The organism is Streptomyces sp. NPDC006235 (assembly GCF_040613735.1).
GTDB lineage: Bacteria > Actinomycetota > Actinomycetes > Streptomycetales > Streptomycetaceae > Streptomyces.
Map to the genome: position 1 here is coordinate 73,690 of NZ_JBEXSR010000020.1, position 16,452 is coordinate 90,141.

Annotated in this window: 15 protein-coding genes and 1 pseudogene; 5 read left to right on the plus strand and 11 right to left on the minus strand. The window is 71.4% G+C overall.

All coding sequences use genetic code 11. The features are described 5' to 3' along the window. The first annotated feature begins 29 nt into the window (after positions 1-29). Complete coding sequence (locus tag ABZ192_RS23365) at positions 30-1,193, plus strand: serine hydrolase domain-containing protein (RefSeq protein ID WP_356926387.1); 1,164 nt, start codon at positions 30-32, stop codon at positions 1,191-1,193. A 24-nt stretch (positions 1,194-1,217) separates the two neighbouring features. Here ABZ192_RS23365 and ABZ192_RS23370 read toward each other — a convergent pair whose 3' ends face one another. From ABZ192_RS23370 to ABZ192_RS23385, 4 genes are all read right to left on the minus strand, one after another. Then, the gene (locus tag ABZ192_RS23370) at positions 1,218-1,493 is read right to left on the minus strand and encodes a DUF1876 domain-containing protein (protein WP_356926388.1); all 276 of its coding nucleotides are present in this window, start codon (positions 1,491-1,493) and stop codon (positions 1,218-1,220) included. 71 nt (positions 1,494-1,564) lie between these two features. Next, a complete protein-coding gene (locus tag ABZ192_RS23375) occupies positions 1,565-2,410 on the minus strand; it encodes a DMT family transporter (RefSeq protein WP_356926389.1) in 846 nt (281 codons plus the stop codon). After that, positions 2,407-2,922, minus strand: a complete 516-nt coding sequence (locus tag ABZ192_RS23380) for a YbaK/EbsC family protein (protein ID WP_356926390.1) — start codon at positions 2,920-2,922, stop codon at positions 2,407-2,409. Before ABZ192_RS23380 ends, ABZ192_RS23375 begins: the two co-directional genes overlap by 4 nt. 43 nt (positions 2,923-2,965) lie before the next feature. After that, positions 2,966-3,151: a hypothetical protein gene (locus ABZ192_RS23385; protein WP_356926391.1), complete on the minus strand. Its 186-nt coding sequence runs from the start codon at positions 3,149-3,151 to the stop codon at positions 2,966-2,968. Between the two features lie 90 nt (positions 3,152-3,241). Between ABZ192_RS23385 and ABZ192_RS23390 the strand changes: the two genes are divergently transcribed. Next, positions 3,242-4,384 carry a glutathione-independent formaldehyde dehydrogenase gene (locus ABZ192_RS23390; RefSeq protein WP_356926392.1) on the plus strand — a complete coding sequence of 381 codons (1,143 nt, stop codon included), beginning with the start codon at positions 3,242-3,244 and terminating at the stop codon, positions 4,382-4,384. Positions 4,385-4,474: 90 nt separating this feature from the next. Here the strand turns inward: ABZ192_RS23390 and ABZ192_RS23395 are convergent, their stop codons facing one another. Both ABZ192_RS23395 and ABZ192_RS23400 read right to left on the minus strand, forming a co-directional pair. Continuing rightward, positions 4,475-6,703, minus strand: a complete 2,229-nt coding sequence (locus tag ABZ192_RS23395; protein WP_356926393.1) for an MMPL family transporter — start codon at positions 6,701-6,703, stop codon at positions 4,475-4,477. A 104-nt stretch (positions 6,704-6,807) separates the two neighbouring features. After that, the gene (locus ABZ192_RS23400; RefSeq protein WP_356926394.1) at positions 6,808-7,407 is read right to left on the minus strand and encodes a TetR/AcrR family transcriptional regulator; all 600 of its coding nucleotides are present in this window, start codon (positions 7,405-7,407) and stop codon (positions 6,808-6,810) included. Positions 7,408-7,618: 211 nt separating this feature from the next. On the opposite strand from ABZ192_RS23400, the pseudogene ABZ192_RS23405 reads away from it, so the two are divergent. Continuing rightward, positions 7,619-10,619: pseudogene (locus ABZ192_RS23405) on the plus strand (S41 family peptidase). A gap of 73 nt (positions 10,620-10,692) precedes the next feature. Here ABZ192_RS23405 and ABZ192_RS23410 read toward each other — a convergent pair. The 4 genes from ABZ192_RS23410 to ABZ192_RS23425 form a co-directional block, all read right to left on the minus strand. After that, positions 10,693-10,896: a hypothetical protein gene (locus ABZ192_RS23410; RefSeq protein ID WP_356926395.1), complete on the minus strand. Its 204-nt coding sequence runs from the start codon at positions 10,894-10,896 to the stop codon at positions 10,693-10,695. Positions 10,897-10,972: 76 nt separating this feature from the next. After that, the gene (locus tag ABZ192_RS23415; RefSeq protein WP_356926396.1) at positions 10,973-11,857 is read right to left on the minus strand and encodes an SDR family oxidoreductase; all 885 of its coding nucleotides are present in this window, start codon (positions 11,855-11,857) and stop codon (positions 10,973-10,975) included. Then, positions 11,854-12,789 carry an alpha/beta hydrolase gene (locus ABZ192_RS23420; protein ID WP_356926397.1) on the minus strand — a complete coding sequence of 312 codons (936 nt, stop codon included), beginning with the start codon at positions 12,787-12,789 and terminating at the stop codon, positions 11,854-11,856. The genes ABZ192_RS23415 and ABZ192_RS23420 overlap by 4 nt, the downstream gene beginning before the upstream one ends. Continuing rightward, entirely contained in the window at positions 12,786-14,324 is a 1,539-nt protein-coding gene (locus ABZ192_RS23425) for an NAD(P)/FAD-dependent oxidoreductase (protein WP_356926398.1), read from the minus strand. Before ABZ192_RS23425 ends, ABZ192_RS23420 begins: the two co-directional genes overlap by 4 nt. A 130-nt stretch (positions 14,325-14,454) precedes the next feature. On the opposite strand from ABZ192_RS23425, the gene ABZ192_RS23430 reads away from it, so the two are divergent. Further along, positions 14,455-15,096 (plus strand): MerR family transcriptional regulator, encoded by a 642-nt coding sequence (locus ABZ192_RS23430; RefSeq protein WP_356926399.1) that lies wholly within the window; start codon positions 14,455-14,457, stop codon positions 15,094-15,096. Here ABZ192_RS23430 and ABZ192_RS23435 read toward each other — a convergent pair. Then, complete coding sequence (locus tag ABZ192_RS23435) at positions 15,093-15,908, minus strand: exodeoxyribonuclease III (RefSeq protein WP_356926400.1); 816 nt, start codon at positions 15,906-15,908, stop codon at positions 15,093-15,095. The genes ABZ192_RS23430 and ABZ192_RS23435 overlap by 4 nt on opposite strands. Before the next feature lie 60 nt (positions 15,909-15,968). Here ABZ192_RS23435 and ABZ192_RS23440 point away from each other — a divergent pair, with 60 nt between their 5' ends. Further along, complete coding sequence (locus tag ABZ192_RS23440; protein WP_356926401.1) at positions 15,969-16,445, plus strand: GNAT family N-acetyltransferase; 477 nt, start codon at positions 15,969-15,971, stop codon at positions 16,443-16,445. Positions 16,446-16,452 lie beyond the last annotated feature (7 nt).

Genomic DNA, 16,452 nt, shown 5'->3' on the forward strand with positions numbered 1-16,452 from the left:
ATGGAGTCGGCGAGACGAGGAGTACGGACGTGGACGTGCACGGCACAGTGGCCGAGGGCTTCGAGCCGGTCAGGGACGCGTTCGTGCGGAACTTCGCCGAGCTCGGGGAGCGGGGCGCGGCGGTCGCCGTCTACCGGGACGGGCGGCGGGTCGTCGACCTGTGGGCCGGCACGAGGGACGTCGACGGCACGGACCCCTGGGAGCGCGGCACCGCCCAGGTCGTGCGCTCGGCGACGAAGGGGGTCGCCGCCGCCGTACTCCTGCTGCTGCACCAGCGCGGACACCTGGACCTGGACGCGCCGGTGGGCCACTACTGGCCGGAGTTCAAGGCGCGGGGCAAGGAGCGGGTGCTGGTCCGGCACGTCCTGAACCACCGGGCCGGCCTGCCCGTGCTCGACCGGCCCCTCACCCCCGAGGAGGCCCTCGACCCGCTGCGGGGCCCGGAGGCGGTCGCCGCCCAGGCCCCCGTCTGGGAACCCGGCACCGATCACGGCTACCACGCGCTCACCTACGGCTGGCTCCTCGACGAACTGGTGCGACGCGTGACCGGGCAGGGCGCCGGCGCATGGCTGGCCTCGCAGATCACCGGCCCGCTGGGCCTGGACCTCTGGCTGGGTCTGCCGGACGCGGAGGCCGGCCGGGTCGGACGCGTGGGCCGCGTCGAGGGACCCGAGCCGGCGGGCGGCCTGCGCACCCGCCCGAAGCGCTCGGTCACCGCGGCCTACGAGGACCCGGCCTCCCTGACCCGCCGGGCCTTCGCCGCGATCACCCCGTTCCCGGACCAGAACGCCCCGGCCTACCGCGCGGCGGCCCTCCCCGCGACCAACGCCATCGCGACGGCGGACGCACTGGCCCGCTTCTACGCGACGCTGATCGGCGACACCGCCGGCGCCGCACGCCTGTTCACGCCGGAGACGGTCGAGCTGGCCCGGGCCGAGGAGTCGGCGGGCGCCGACCGCGTCCTGGTGGTCGGCACCCGCTTCGGCCTCGGCTACATGCTGCACAGCAGCGCCTCCCCCTTCCTCACACCGGGCTCCTTCGGCCACCCGGGCCGCGGCGGCGCCCTCGGCTTCGCCGACCCGGACACCGGGATCGCGTTCGGCTATGTCACCAACGGCTTCCGCAAGACGGTGACGGCGGATCCGCGGGCGCAGGGGCTGGTGCGGGCGGTGCGGGGAGCGCTGGGGCTGTAGACGTCCTGGTTGTCTTGGACGTCTCTAGACGTGGATCGGGTGGGAGGTCCGCCCGGACGCCTGGTCGATCTCCTCGTGCGCCTTGGTCAGCAGTTGCATGGCGAGTTCGTTGAGTGCCCGGGCGCCGGCGATCTCCTCCCCGACTCTGGGCTGATTGGCATCGGTCCGGTGCCGGCTGGCGTGCCCGCGCGCCCGTACCTCGGTGCCGTCCGGCAGCCGGACCATCGCCACCGCCTGGGTGTGCTGGTCGTCCTCCCGGAACTCCATCTCGACGTGCCATCCGACTCTGGTGTGCATCATGTCGATCACCTCCGGAACGCTTAGTTCCAGAGTCCTCCTCGGGAGGGGGATGCGCACCCGTCCGACCCGGACTATCCGGTGTGCAGCATCAGCCCGATCCCGGCGACGAGCAGCCCGGCCGCCACGATTCTCGGCGCCCCGAACCGCTCCTTGAAGAACACGGCCCCGATCGCCGCGCCCACGATGATCGACGACTCGCGCAGGGCGGCGATGGGCGCGAGTTCGGCCCTGGTCTGGGCCCACAGGACGAGGGCGTAGGCGGCGACGGAGAGGGCGGCCCCGATGAGCCCGACCCCGGCGAACGGCCGGAGCACGGCGCCGGTCTCCCGCCCCCAGCGGCTCACGGCGTAGGCGGGGATCACGACACCCTGCACGGCCATCAGCCAGGCGATGTACCCGAGGGAGGAGCCGGAGGCGCGCACGCCGAGCCCGTCGACGACGGTGTACGCCGCGATCGTCAGCCCGGTCGCCAGGGCCGCCCCGATCGCCGCCCAGTCGGTCCGGCGCCCTCGCAGCCCCCACACGGCGACGCCGGTCAGCCCCGCGCACGACACGGCGATACCGGCGGCGGCCCACCCGTCGGGCACCTCGTGCGCGAAGACGGCGGCGAGCACGGTCACGACGAGCGGCGCGGTGCCGCGCGCGATGGGATAGGCCTGCCCGAAGTCGCCCAGCCGGAAGGACTTCATCAGCAGCGCGTAGTAGGCGATGTGGATGGCGGCGGAGCCGAGCAGGTACGGCCAGGCCCGGGCCGCCGGGAACGCCACGAAGGGCGCCAGGGCCAGCCCGATGACCACCCCGCCGCCCGAGATCAGCGCGAACCCGGCCAGCTTGTCGGTGATCTTGTGGGCGATGGCGTTCCAGCTGGCGTGCGTGACCGCGGCGAGCAGGACGGCGGCGGTGACCAGGGGTGTCACGCGGAGAGCTCGCGCACGTCCACGAGGGTGGCTCCGGCGTGGGCGACGAGGTCGCGGGGCGCCATGGGGAACACGGTGTACGGCGTCCCGGCGGCGGCCCAGACGATGTCGTGCCCGAGCAGGGACCGGTCGGCGAGCACACGTGTCTTCGTCCGGTGCCCGAAGGGCGGCACCCCGCCGATGGCGTACCCGGTGGTCTCGCGCACGACTTCGGCCCTGGCCCGCGTGACCTTGTCCGCCCCGAGCTCCTTGCGCACGAGTTCGAGGTCGACCCGGGAGGCCCCGTCCATGAGGACGAGCACCGGCACGCCGTCCGCCGCGAAGATCAGCGACTTGCAGATCTGGCTCAGCTCACACCCGATCGCGGCGGCGGCCTCGGCGGCGGTACGGGTGGCTTCCGGGAACCGGCGGACCTGGGGTACGAGGTCCCCGATCCCCAGCTCCCGCAGGGCCTCGGCGAAACGAGGGTGTGCTCCGGGGTTCTCGGCGTCCGTGGCGTCTGTCGTCGTCATGCGGGCACGCTAGCGGTACGTGTACGAGACATGCGAGGCGGTTTCAGCCGGTGGCGTCCTCCGGCCGGACGTCCGCGAACTCCCACCACGCGAGCGGCAGCCAGTCCCCGTCGACGAAACCGTCGACGGACCCTCCGGTGCCCCGGATCGTCACGCGCGTCCCCTCCGGATAGACGACGCCCGACAGGCCGGGGACCGCCACGAGCAATGTACCGATACGTCCTGGCAAGGCCCTACTTCCTTCCTTCTGTAGATGCAAATCGTCTCATCATGCACCAGCCTGGTATATGACCTACGGCACAGTTGGAGGTGCGTGACGATGAGGGCTGTCGTGTACAAAGGCCCCTTCGAGGTAGCGATAGAGCAAGTGGAGGACCCACGGATCCAGCACCCGAACGATGTGATCGTCCGTGTCACCTCGACCGCGATCTGCGGCTCGGACCTGCACATGTACGAGGGCCGTACCGCCGCGGAACCGGGGATCGTGTTCGGCCACGAGAACCTCGGGGTCGTCGAGGAGGCAGGAGAGGGGGTCACCTCGCTCAGCCGCGGCGACCGGGTGGTGATGCCCTTCAATGTGGCATGCGGCTTCTGCAAGAACTGTACGGCCGGCTTCACGGGCTTCTGTCTGACCGTGAACCCGGGCTTCGCCGGCGGCGCCTACGGCTATGTCGCGATGGGGCCCTACGTGGGAGGCCAGGCGGAGTACGTGCGCGTGCCGTACGCCGACTTCAACTGCCTCAAGCTTCCCGAGGGCACCGAGAAGGAGACCGACTTCGTCCTGCTCGCCGACATCTTCCCGACGGGCTACCACGGCAACGAACTGGCCGACGTGCGTCCCGGTGACAGCGTCGCCGTCTATGGCGGCGGCCCGGTCGGGCTCATGGCCGCCTACTCCGCGATGCTGCGCGGCGCGAGCAAGGTGTTCGTGGTCGACCGGGTGGCGGAGCGGCTGCAGAAGGCGGAGGAGATCGGAGCCGTGCCGATCGACTTCAGCCAGGGCAACCCGGTGGAGCAGATCAAGGAGCAGACCGAAGGAGGCCGGGGCACGGACAAGGGCATCGACGCCGTCGGCTACCAGGCGCAGGCGCAGGGCGAGGACCGTGAGGAACCGGCGACCGTACTGAACGCGCTCGTCGAGACGGTCCGGCCGACGGGCGCGCTCGGCGTGCCCGGCCTGTACGTCCCGCGCGACCCCGGCGGGCCGGACGAGCAGGCGAAGCAGGGCATGCTGATGGTCTCCATCGGGCGCCTCTTCGAGAAGGGGCTCCGCATGGGCACCGGCCAGTGCAACGTCAAGCGGTACAACCGCCACCTGCGTGACCTGATCATCGAGGACCGTGCGAAGCCGAGCTTCGTCGTCTCGCACGAGCTCCCTCTCGACCAGGCGCCGACGGCGTACGAGAAGTTCGACAAGCGCGTCGAGGGCTACACCAAGGTCGTCCTCCACCCGCACGCGTGAGAGACACGCACGAGAAAGAGCAGCCGGTGAGGGCTCCCCGTCCCACGGGGCCCTCACCGGCCGGTCTCTCAAGGTGCTGTCAGGGGGCTGTCAGGGGGTGTGCACCAGCTCCCTGTCCTGATCTCCGCGGTCCGTGTCCGTGCGCAGGCCCTCGCCCTCGACGTCCACGTTGGGCAGTGCCCGGTCCAGCCACTTGGGCAGCCACCAGGCCTTGCGGCCGAGGAGGGCCAGGACGGCCGGGACGATGGCCATGCGGACGACGAACGCGTCGAAGAAGACCGCGATCGCGAGGCCGAAGCCGATCATCTTGACCATCGACTCGGACGAGCCGATGAAGCCGGCGAAGACCGCCATCATGATGACCGCCGCGGCCGTCACCACGCGGGCGCCGTGCCGGAAGCCCGTCACGATCGCCTGGCCGGCCTTCTCGCCGTGGACGTAGGCCTCCCGCATCCGGGTCACCAGGAAGACCTCGTAGTCCATCGCCAGGCCGAAGACCACGCCCACCATGAAGATCGGCATCATCGACATGACCGGGCCGGTCTGCTCGACGCCCATCAGGTCCGCCAGCCAGCCCCACTGGAAGACCGCGACCACGGCGCCGAGGGCCGCCATCACCGACAGGAGGAAGCCGAGGGCCGCCTTCAGGGGGACCAGGATCGAGCGGAACACCACGATCAGGAGGAGGAAGGCCAGGCCGACCACCAGGACCAGGTAGGGGATCAGGGCGTCGTTGAGCTTCTCGGAGACGTCGATGTTCATCGCCGTCTGGCCGGTGACCAGCACGTTCGCGTCCGACTCGGCCTTGATGCCGGCGCCCTTGCCACGGATGGAGTGGACCAGGTCCTCCGTCGCGACCGATGACGGCTTGGAGTCCGGGATGACGGTGATCGTCGCCGTGTCACCGGCCTTGTTGGGCGCCGGCGGCGTCACCGTGACGACGTCCTTGAGCCCCTTGATCTCGTCGCCGACCTGTGTGAAGGCCGCCTTCGGGTCGTCGCTGTCCTTCGCGTCGACCACGACCATCAGCGGGCCGTTGAAGCCCGGCCCGAAGCCCTCGGAGAGGAGGTCGTAGGCGCGGCGCTGTGTGGTGGACGTCGGCTGGGCCCCGTCGTCCGGCAGGCCCAGTTCCAGGCTCGCCGCCGGGACGGCCGCCGCGCCGAGGCCGATGACGCCGAGCAGCAGCACCGCGACCGGGCGGCGGACGACGAAGCTCGCCCAGCGCGTGCCCAGGTTGGGCTTCGCCGGCTTGGCCTGCCCGTCCCGCCCGTCCTTGTTCTTCGCCCGCCCGAGCAGCCTGCCCTTCTCCCCCGCCGGCTTCACCCTCCGGCCGGCGTACCCGAGCAGCGCCGGGATCATCGTCAGTGCGATCAGCACCGCGATGGCCACGGTGCCCGCCGCCGCGACGCCCATCTTCGTCAGCATCGGGATGTTGACGACCGACAGGCCCACCAGGGCGATCACGACCGTGAGGCCCGCGAAGACCACCGCGGAGCCCGCCGTTCCGACGGCCCGGCCCGCCGCCTCCTCGCGGTCGCGGCCCTCGGCCAGTTCCGCGCGGTAGCGGGAGACGATGAACAGCGCGTAGTCGATGCCGACCGCGAGGCCGATCATCATCGCGAGGGTGGAGGTCGTCGAGCCCAGGTCCAGCGCGCTGGCCAGTGCCGTGATCGAGGAGACTCCGATGCCCACGCCGATGAGCGCCGTCAGCAGCGGCAGGCCGGCCGCGATCAGCGAGCCGAAGGTGATGACGAGGACGACGGCGGCGACCGCGATGCCGATGATCTCGGTGGTGCCGGTGTGCGGGACCGTCTGGAGCGCGTCACCGCCGATCTCGACGGTCAGCCCGGCCTTGCGGGCGTCCTGCACGGAGTCCTCCAGGGCGTCGCGGGAGGAGTCCTCCAGCTCCATGCCGGAGACCTTGTACGACACCTGCGCGTACGCGACCGTGCCGTCCTTGCTGACGGCCTTCGCCTGGTACGGGTCGGTGACGCGGACGACCTCGGAGCCGTCGGAGAGTTCCTTGACGGTCTCCTGGACGGTCGCCTTGTTGCCCGGGTCGGTCATCTTCTCGCCGCTCGGCGCCTTGAAGACGACGCGTGCGGTGGCTCCGTCGGCGCTCGTGCCGGGGAAGCGCTGTTCCAGCAGGTCGAAGGCCTTTTGCGCCTCGGTGCCGGGGATGGAGAAGGAACTGTTGCCCGCGGCGGGTGCGCCGGCCGCGCCGACACCGGCGAGGGTCAGCAGGGCCACCCACATCAGAGCGACGAAGTGCCGCCGCCGGAAGGACATCCGGCCGATCTTGTAAAGGAATGTGGCCACGAGGGCGTACTCCCGGTCAGGTCGTGGGGTCGGTTCTGGGCAGGGCTGATCAGCCCGACGACGTGAGCGGTGACGTCAGGTGGGGATGTGACTGAGGGGGTTTGTCAGTCGACGGGAATGCCGAGGGCGGGGAGGACCACGGCGTCGATGTACGAGGTGAGGAACGCCTGCGTGGGCGGCTGGTCGTCGATCAGCGTGCGCGTGGCGAAGGCGCCGACGAGCATGTGCACGATGTAGTCCAGCGCCGGCCGGCCGGCCTCGACCTCACCGCGGTCGACCGCTCTTTGCACCACCCGGTGGAACTCCTCCATCTCGGGCTCGATGAGCAGTTCCTTGAAGGCCTGGAGCAGGTCCGGGTTCTCGTGCACCGCCATGAAGAGACCGCGCATCAGCGCGGCGTTCTGCTGCATGGTGCAGTCGTCCTCACGCGCGGTGAGGGCGTGCAGGTCACCCCGCAGGGATCCGGTGTCGACGTCGGCGATGCTGCCCGGCTTGTTGTGCCGGATCGCCTTCGCCACCAGCTCCGGCTTGCCGCCCCACTGGCGGTAGAGCGTCGCCTTGCTGGACCGGGTGCGAGCGGCCACGGCGTCCATGGTGAGAGCGTCGTAGCCGACCTCGCGGAGCAGGTCGAGCACGGCCGCGTACAGCTCGGCCTCACGCTCCGGGGTGATCCGACTGCGACGCGCGGTGGCGACCTCAGCCATCTCGCTCACCTTCCTGCTCCGAACGACACGGTTTCGTACACCACGAAGATAGCGCACCCCCTTATGGGAACGAAACCGTTTCGTACGTGTCCTGGGTCACGGTCGCGGGCAGGCTGTGGCCCGCCCATGGCCACGTCCATGGCCACGTCCATGGCCACGGTCCGGTTTGCCAGAACTTGCTGCACTCCGTCCCCCGGCAAAGCATGAAGACGTGACCTATCTGCGTCTGCCGCACCTCCATGACGACCTGCTCTGCTTCGTGGCCGAGGACGACCTCTGGCTCGCCCCGCTGGACGGCCCCGGCCGCGCCTGGCGGCTCACCGTCGACCGCACCAAGGTGGGCCACCCCCGTTTCTCGCCCGACGGACGGCACCTCGCGTACACGAGCTGGCGCAGCCTGGTGCCCGAGGTCCATCTCGCGCCGGTGGACGGCGGCCCGGCCCGGCAAGTGAGCCACTGGGGCAGCGCCGACACCCGGGTCTGCGGCTGGACCCCGGACGGCGAGATCCGAACGGCTGCTCGAAGGCCTCGGCGGCCATCTGCACTCCCCCATGTTCGTCGGCGGCAGGATCGCCTTCCTCTCCGACCACGAGGGCGTCGGCAACCTCTACTCGTGCGCCTACGACGGTTCCGACCTGCGCCGGCACACCGACCACGACGCCTTCTACGCCCGGCACGCCGCCAGCGACGGCGCCCGGGTGGTGTACCAGTGCGCGGGCGACCTGTGGCTGGTCGACGACCTGTCACCGGACTCCGCGCCGCGCCGGCTGGACGTACGGCTGAGCGGGCCGCGCCCGGGGCGGCGCCCGTACCAGGTGCCCGCGGCCCAGCACGTCGACGGCATCTCGGTCGACGAGACCGGGCGGGCCAGCGCGGTCGTCGTCCGCGGCAGCCTGTACTGGCTCACCCACCGGGACGGGCCGGCCCGCACCCTCACCGACACCCCGGGCGTCCGGGTGCGGATGCCGGAGATGCTCGGCGCGAGCGGGCGGGTGGCGTACGTGACCGATGCGGAGGGCGAGGACGCGATCGAGATCGCCTCCCTGCCCCGGGCGAGCGGCGACCGCGAGCCCAGGCGGCTGGCCTCGGGCGAGCTGGGCCGGGTGCGCGAGCTGGTGTCGGACCCCGAGGGCGAACGGCTGGCGGTCGCCTCGCACGACGGACGGCTGCTGCTCGTGGACGTCACCGAGGAGTCCGACGGCGAGGTCGCCGAGCTGATCCGGTCGATCAACGGGCCCGTGCGCGACCTCGCGTTCTCCCCGGACGGGGCGTGGCTGACCTGGTCGCATCCGGGCATCGGGCGGACTCTGCGGCAGATCAAGATGGCCCGGATCAAAGACAGGTTCGTCGTCGACGTCACCAACGGCCGTTTCGAGGACGAGAACCCGGTCTTCACGCGCGACGGCCGCTACCTCGCCTTCCTCTCCTGGCGCGGCTTCGACCCCGTCTACGACGTGCACACCGGCGACCTGTCCTTCCCGCTGGGCTGCCGCCCGTATCTCGTGCCGCTGTCCTCCGCGACGCCCTCCCCGTTCGCGCTGAACCCGGAGGGCCGCCCGGCCGCCGGGGGCCTGGACCCGGTGGAGGACGACGAGAACGGGGACAACGGGGCGGTGACCGTCGAGGTCGAGGGGCTGGAGAGCCGGGTGACGCCGTTCCCGGTGGCCGCCTCCAAGTACTCGGCGCTGCACCCGGTGGCCGGCGGCGGGCTGGTGTGGCTGCGCTGGCCGATCTCGGGCGCGCTGGGCGAGACGTTCGCGAACCCGGACGACACCAGCGGCCGGCCGACTCTGGAGCACTTCGGCATCACCAAGGCCAAGAAGTCCGAACTCGCCGTGCACCTGGACTTCTTCGCGGTCAGCGGTGACGGCACGCGGCTGGTGATCGTCGACGAGGGCGAGTTGCGCGCGGTGCCCGCGACCGAGACCGGCGACGCCGACACGACGGTGTGGATCGACGCGCGCCGTATCCTGCACGTGGTCGACCCGGCGGCTCAGTGGCGGCAGGCGTACGAGGAGGCCGGGCGGCTGATCCGCGCGTACTTCTGGGAGCCCGGCATGTGCGGCATCGACTGGGACGGCGTGCTGGGCCAGTACCGTCCGCTCGTCGAACGGGTCGCCTCCCCGGACGAGTTCGCCGACCTGCTGCGCGAGGTGCTGGGCGAGCTGGGCACCTCCCACGCCTACGTCACCGCCGCCCGGCGCAACGAGGGCCCGCCGCACTACCAGCGCCGGCAGGGTCTGCTGGGCGCCAACTTCGTACGCCGGGACGGCGGCTGGATGGTCAGGCGGATCCTGCCCGGCGACTCCTCCGACTCCAAGGCCCGCTCCCCGCTGGCCGGTACGGGCATCCGCGAGGGGGCGGTCCTGACCCATGTCGACGGCCGCCCGGTGGACCCGGACGCGGGCCCGTACCCGCTGCTGGCGGGCGCGGGCGGTACGACGGTGGAGCTGACCTTCTCACCCGCGGAGGGCACGGGACCGCCCCGGAGGGTCGCCGTCGTCCCGCTCGTCGACGAGCGGCCGTTGCGCTACCAGGACTGGGTGGCCAAACGCCGGGCGGTGGTACGGGAGTTGAGCGGCGGGCGGTGCGGGTATCTGCACATCCCGGACATGGGCGGTTCGGGCTGGGCGCAGTTCAACCGCGATCTGCGTATGGAGGTGTCGCGGCCCGCGCTGATCGTGGACGTGCGCGGCAACGCCGGTGGTCACATCAGCGAGCTGGTCATCGAGACGCTGAGCCGCACGATCCTGGGCTGGGACCTGACCCGAGACGCCCAGCCGGTGTCGTACACCTCGAACGCGCCGCGGGGCCCGGTGGTGGCCCTGGCCGACGAGGCGACCTCCTCCGACGGCGACATGATCACCGCCGCGTTCAAGCTGCTGAAGCTGGGCCCGGTGGTGGGGCAGCGCACCTGGGGCGGTGTGGTCGGCATGACCGGCCGGCACGAGCTGGGGGACGGCACGGTCATCACGGTGCCGATGAACGCGGCCTGGTTCGACGCCTACGGCTGGTCGGTGGAGAACAAGGGCGTCGCCCCCGACATCGACGTCCTGCGCACCCCGCTGGACTGGGCGGAGGGCCGTCACGCCCAGCTGACCGACGCGGTGGAGCTGGCGCTCGGGCTGCTGGAGACCAACCCGCCGGCGAAACCGCCGACCTACAGCGACGTCCCGGACCGCTCCCGTCCGAAGCTGCCGCCCAGGACGTGAGGAGGGCCCGAGGGTTCCGGACGTGAGGAAGGGGTGCCCCGCGCGAGGCACCCCTTCCGTTCAGCACGCAACGTCAGGCGTCGTAGTCCTGGTCGAAGCGGTCCTCCCGCTCGCGCTCCCGCTCGCGCTGCGAGGGCTGCGAGGGGTCCGAGGGGTCCATGTCCTCGTCACGCCGGCGACCGCGGCCCTGCATCTGCTCACGGGCCTGGTCGGCCTTCTGCTTGGCCTGGTTCTGCCACTGCTCGGACTTCTCCTGGAACTGGTCCTTCATACCCATGTGGGTTCACTCCCGTTGGGGGTGAGGGGATCTGGCTCGACCAGATTCACACGGCCCGTGACGCTGCGCATGTCGATCATTTACGGAGCGTAGTACGCTGCTGCTCATCGGCCGCTCCGCCCGCCCCGACGAGGCCCGTGCGCATGCCGGTCAGCCGGTCCGCGAACCGCCGCATCTCGCGCTGGCCCACCGTCCCGACGACCCCGGGCAGATATCCGCGCACGCCCTGCATGCCGCGCAGCCACCACTGCCCGTAGACATGGCTCGACCGGCGCTCGATCCCGGCCACGAGCCGGTCCACCGCCGGGCCGAGCGGATACGTCTTGTTGGACGGCCAGGGCAGCCGCTGCCTCAACTCCCGCATGACGTCATCCTGGTCGGCCCCGCGCACCATGTCGGTGTCGGTCCACGACAGGTACCCGACGCCGACCTTCACACCCCGGTGCCCGACCTCGGCGCGCAGGCTGTGCGCGTACGCCTCCACACCGGACTTGGAGGCGCAGTACGCGGTCATCATCGGCGCCGGGGTGATCGCCGCGAGGGACGCGATCTGCAGCAGGTAACCCCGGCTCTCCAGCAGCAGCGGCAGGAAGGCGCGGGCCGTCACCGCGGAACCGATCAGGTTGACCTCGATCACCCGCCGCCAGGACTCCGGGTCGGAGTCGGCGAACGGACCGCCCGTGGCGACACCGGCGTTGGCGACGACGATGTCGACCCGGCCGAAGCGCTCCTTGACCTCCTGCGCGACCCGGGCCATCGCCTCGTGGTCGGTGACGTCGGCGTGCCAGTGGTCGCTGTCGCTGTGCAACCGCGCCGACACCTCCTTGAGCGCGTCCGGTTCGAGTCCGACCAGCGCCACCTTCACCCCGCGCGCGGAGAGCTTGCGGGCCAGCAACTCCCCGACGCCGCGCGCCGCCCCGGTCACCACGGCGACCCTGCCTTCGAGGCTCACCCTGCTCATGCGCTCTCCTCGGATACGACCTGGTTGTGTGCCCGGATATGGGCCTGGACGAGTTCACGTATCGTGCCGGTGACCAGCTCGGGCGCCTCGACGGGCGTCATGTGGCCGATGCCGGGCAGTTCGGTGAGCCCGGTGCAGTGCGGCAGCGCGGCGGCCAGGGCCCGGGCCTGCACCGGCGGCGTGAGCCGGTCCGCCGTACCGACGACGACGGCCGCGGGCACGTCCAGCTCCCGTACGCCGTGGTCGAGGTCGAGCAGGTCCAGCACGTGCGACCAGGTGTAGCGGACCGTGCGGGGGCAGGCGTGCACGATGCGGGCGCAGGCCTCGACCATGTCGGGGGCCGAACCGGGGCCCATCGTCCCGTACTTGAGGATCCGGCGGGCCAGGGGCGTGACCGGGCCGAGCGGCGCCCGGGAGCCGAGGATCCGCCGGGTCAGCCAGGTCCGCAGCCGCCCGGGCCGCATGGGGACGACGGTGGAGGCCGCGACCAGCCGCGAACTGCCCGTGCTGCACAGCAGGACGGCGGCGGTGTGCTCGCGGAAGGCGGTTCTCCCGGAGGCCGCCATCACGGTCATGCCGCCCATCGAGTGCCCGGCGATCACGGCCTGTTCGCCGGGCGCGAGGGTGGCCTCGAGCACGGCTTCCAGGTCGTCGGCGAGGGTGTCGGTGGTGCACGCGGGGCTCGCGGGGCTGCGTCCGTGGCCGCGCTGGTCGTAGGCGATGACCCGGTGGTCGGCGGCGAGGTCGCGTATCTGGGCCGCCCAGAAGGCGGTGGAGCAGGTCCAGCCGTGGGCGAGGACGACGGCGGGGGCTGTCTCGGGCCCGTGGATCTCGACGTGCAGCCGGGCGCCGTCGGCGGAGACGGCGGTCAGTTCGCGTGCGGGGGCGGGCGGGGCGTAGGGCCCGGAGTCGACGGACAGGAGGCGGCTCACGCGTCCACCCCGGCCTTCTGCCCGGCGGCCTTCTCGGTGGTCGTCACGGGGGCCCGCAGGACGTCGTACTCCGCGAGGTCCACCCGCCGCGTCGCCCGCCGGAACTCGGCTGTCGTGCCGGGCCAGATGGTGGTGTTGCGGCCGCTCGCGTCGAGGTACCAGCTGGTGCAGCCGCCGGTGTTCCACACGGTCCGCTTCATGCGCTCCTGCACCCGGTGGTTCCAGGCGCGCACGGCGCTGGGCCGGGCGTCGAGGGCGACCCGGCCGCCCAGGACGTCGACCTGGCGGACGAAGTCGGCCAGGTAGTTCAGCTGGGACTCGATCATGAGGATCATCGAGGAGTTCCCGAGGCCGGTGTTGGGCCCGATGATCGTCATCCAGTTGGGGAAGCCGGCGGCGGAGGCGCCGCGCAGGGCCTCCATGCCGCCCTTCCAGCTCTCGGCGAGGGTCCGTCCGTCGGCGCCGACGACCCGCTCGGCGATGGGCATGTCGGTGACGTGGAACCCGGTGCCGAAGACGATCGCGTCCACCTCGGCCTCGCTGCCGTCGGCGGCGACGAGGGTCGAGCCACGGACCTCGGTCAGCCCGCTCGCGACGACGTCCACATTCGGCTGCGCGAGCGCCGGGTAGTACTCGCTGGACAGCAGGATCCGCTTGCAGCCGATGCGGTAGTCGGGGGTGAGCTTCGCCCGCAGCGCCGGGTCCTTGATGGCGCGGGCCATGTTGCGCTTGGCCAGTTGCTCGACGAAGCCGAGTTCGTTCGGGCGCTTGGTGAACGCCTGGACCTGCAACTCCCGGATGCCCCACAGCAGTGCGCGGCGCAGCTGTGAGGTGAAGGGCAGCTGCCGGTGGAGCCACCGCTCGGCGTCGCTGATGGCCCGGTCGACGCGGGGCATCACCCACGGCGCGGTGCGCTGGAAGAGCGTGAGCCGCGACACCTCGGGCTGGATGGCCGGCACGATCTGGATGGCCGAGGCCCCCGTCCCCACCATCGCGACGCGCTTGCCGCGCAGGTCGTAGTCGTGGTCCCAGCGGGCCGAGTGGAAGACCTTGCCCGGGAAGGAGTCCAGCCCGGGGATCTCCGGGACCTTCGGGTCGGACAGCGGCCCGGTGGCGGAGACGACGATGTCCGCCGACAGGCTCCCGCTGCTGGTCTCGATGTCCCAGCACAGCCGCTCGGCGTTCCACGTCATCCGCTTCACCTCCGAGTCGAAGCGGATGTGCGGCCGCAGCCGGAAGGTGTCCGTCACGTGCTCCAGGTAGGCGCGGATGTGCTCCTGCCCCGAGAAGGTGCGCGGCCAGTCCGGGTTGGGCGCGAAGGAGAACGAGTACAGATGCGACGGCACGTCACACGCGCACCCCGGGTAGCTGTTGTCCCGCCAGGTCCCGCCGACGCTGCTCGCCCGCTCCAGCACGACGAAGTCGGTGACGCCCTCGCGGCGCAGCCGCACGGCGGCCCCCAGCCCGCCGAACCCGGACCCGACCACAGCGACCCGCACATGCTCGCGTTCGTGTTCGCGTTCGCGTTCGCCCATGCCGACACCTCCACACACCACGAGAACCATGCCAGTGAACACTGGCGCAATGGGAGAGTAGGGCAGTCACGTACTGATGGGTAGGGGGCGGTCGAGGAAAGTTACCCTCGGTACGCCTTAAGGTGCCCAGGTGGCCGAGAAGCGTGAATACCGCATGGAAGAGCTGGCCCGCCTGGCCGGGATCACGGTGCGCACCCTGCGCTTCTACCGCGAACGCAAGCTGATCCCGCCGCCTCGCCGGGAAGGCCGTATCGCCTGGTACGACGACCATCACCTCAACCGGCTGCGCACGATCACGGCCCTGCTGGAACGCGGCCACACCCTCAGCGGCATCGCGGAGCTGGCGGAGGCCTTCGACCACGGCCGGGACGTCGGCGACCTGCTCGGCGTCGGCGGCCCCACCGAGGAGGAGCCGGTCCACCTCACCCCCGAGGAGCTCGCCGACCACTTCGCGGGCGAGGCGACCCCCGAGAACCTCGCCGCCGCGATGGAGCTCGGCTACCTCGGCACCGACGGCGACGAGATCGTCCACATCAGCCGCCGCCTCCTGGACGTCTCCTCGGCCCTGGTCCGCGAGGGCATCCCCCTCGCGGAGGTCCTCGGCGCGGCCAAACAGGTCCGCACCCACGCCGACGCCCTCGCCGAACTCTTCACCGGCCTGGTCCTGCGCCACGCCTCCGAGGACGACCTGCCCCGCCTTCGCCCGCTGGCCCGCAGCGTGGTGGAGGCGGAGCTGTCCCTGGCGATGGACCGCAGGATGCGCAGGTCCTAAGCGGTGCCCTGACGGTCGTAGACGACGGTCACCGGCGCGTGGTCGGACCACCGCTCCGCGTGCGTGGCCGCCCGCTCCACGAACCCCTTGACCGCCCGGCCGGCGAGACCCGGGGTGGCCACGTGATAGTCGATCCGCCAGCCGGTGTCGTTGTCGAAGGCCCGCCCGCGGTACGACCACCACGAGTACGGCCCCTCGGTGTCCGGGTGCAGGGCGCGTACGACGTCGACGTACCCGCCGTCCGCGGGATCGAAGACCTGGGACAGCCACTCCCGCTCCGCGGGCAGGAACCCGGAGTTCTTGGTGTTGCCGCGCCAGTTCTTCAGGTCGGCCCGCTGGTGGGCGATGTTCCAGTCGCCGCAGACCAGCACCTCGCGCCCCTCGGCGGCGGCCCGCTCCCGGAGGCCCTTCAGATAGGCGAGGAACTCGCCCATGAAGCGCTCCTTCTCGTCCTGCCGCTCGGTCCCGACCTCACCCGAGGGCAGATACAGGGAGGCGATGGTGACCCCCGGCAGATCGGCCTCCACGTACCGCCCGCTGCCGTCGAACTCGGACGACCCGAACCCGACCTGGACCCGGTCGGGCTCACGCCGGCTGTACAGGGACACCCCGGCCCGCCCCTTCGCGGCGGCCGGCGCGTGCACCACGTGCCAGCCCTCGGGGTCCCGGACCGCCTCGGGCAACTGCTCCGGCTCGGCCCGCACCTCCTGGAGACACAGCACGTCGGCGTCGGTCTGCGCGAGCCACTCCACGAAGCCCTTCTTCGCGGCGGCACGCAGCCCATTCACATTCACAGAGGTCACAGTGAGCACCCCGGCACGATACCGGCACACTGGACGAGGTCCAGTTCCGGATCGAATACGGTAGCCGTCATGCAGATACGCCGGGTCTCCTTCGACCACCCCGACGCCATGAAGCTGAACGACGAGGTCCAGGCCGAGTACGCCGTCCGCTACGGGGACGACGGCGACGCGACGGTCATGGCCGCGTCGGACTTCGAGCCGCCGAACGGCATCTACCTGATCGCGTACGACGATTTCGGCACCCCCGTCGCCTCGGGCGCCTGGCGCTCCCAGGACGCGAACGACGAAGGCAACCTGGACGGCGACGCCGAGGTCAAGCGCATGTTCGTGATCGAGCAGATGCGCGGCCGGGGCATCGCCCGCCGCATCCTGGCCGCCCTGGAGGAGGACGCCCGCGCGGCCGGCCGCATCCGCATGGTCCTGGAGACCGGCCTCAAGCAGCCGGAGGCCATAGCCCTGTACACGTCCGGCGGCTACGAGCCGTGCGCCAAGTTCGGCTACTACCGGCACTACGAGTCGAGCCGCTGCTTCGCGAAGACGCTGTAGACACTTC

Coding starts and splice junctions, on each gene's coding strand:
- ABZ192_RS23425 (WP_356926398.1), bottom strand. CDS start 14,324: ATGGGCGAACGCGAACGCGAACACGAACGCGAGCATGTGCGGGTCGCT.
- ABZ192_RS23380 (WP_356926390.1), bottom strand. CDS start 2,922: ATGACGACGACAGACGCCACGGACGCCGAGAACCCCGGAGCACACCCT.
- ABZ192_RS23400 (WP_356926394.1), bottom strand. CDS start 7,407: ATGGCTGAGGTCGCCACCGCGCGTCGCAGTCGGATCACCCCGGAGCGT.
- ABZ192_RS23370 (WP_356926388.1), bottom strand. CDS start 1,493: ATGATGCACACCAGAGTCGGATGGCACGTCGAGATGGAGTTCCGGGAG.
- ABZ192_RS23410 (WP_356926395.1), bottom strand. CDS start 10,896: ATGGGTATGAAGGACCAGTTCCAGGAGAAGTCCGAGCAGTGGCAGAAC.
- ABZ192_RS23440 (WP_356926401.1), top strand. CDS start 15,969: ATGCAGATACGCCGGGTCTCCTTCGACCACCCCGACGCCATGAAGCTG.
- ABZ192_RS23390 (WP_356926392.1), top strand. CDS start 3,242: ATGAGGGCTGTCGTGTACAAAGGCCCCTTCGAGGTAGCGATAGAGCAA.
- ABZ192_RS23415 (WP_356926396.1), bottom strand. CDS start 11,857: ATGAGCAGGGTGAGCCTCGAAGGCAGGGTCGCCGTGGTGACCGGGGCG.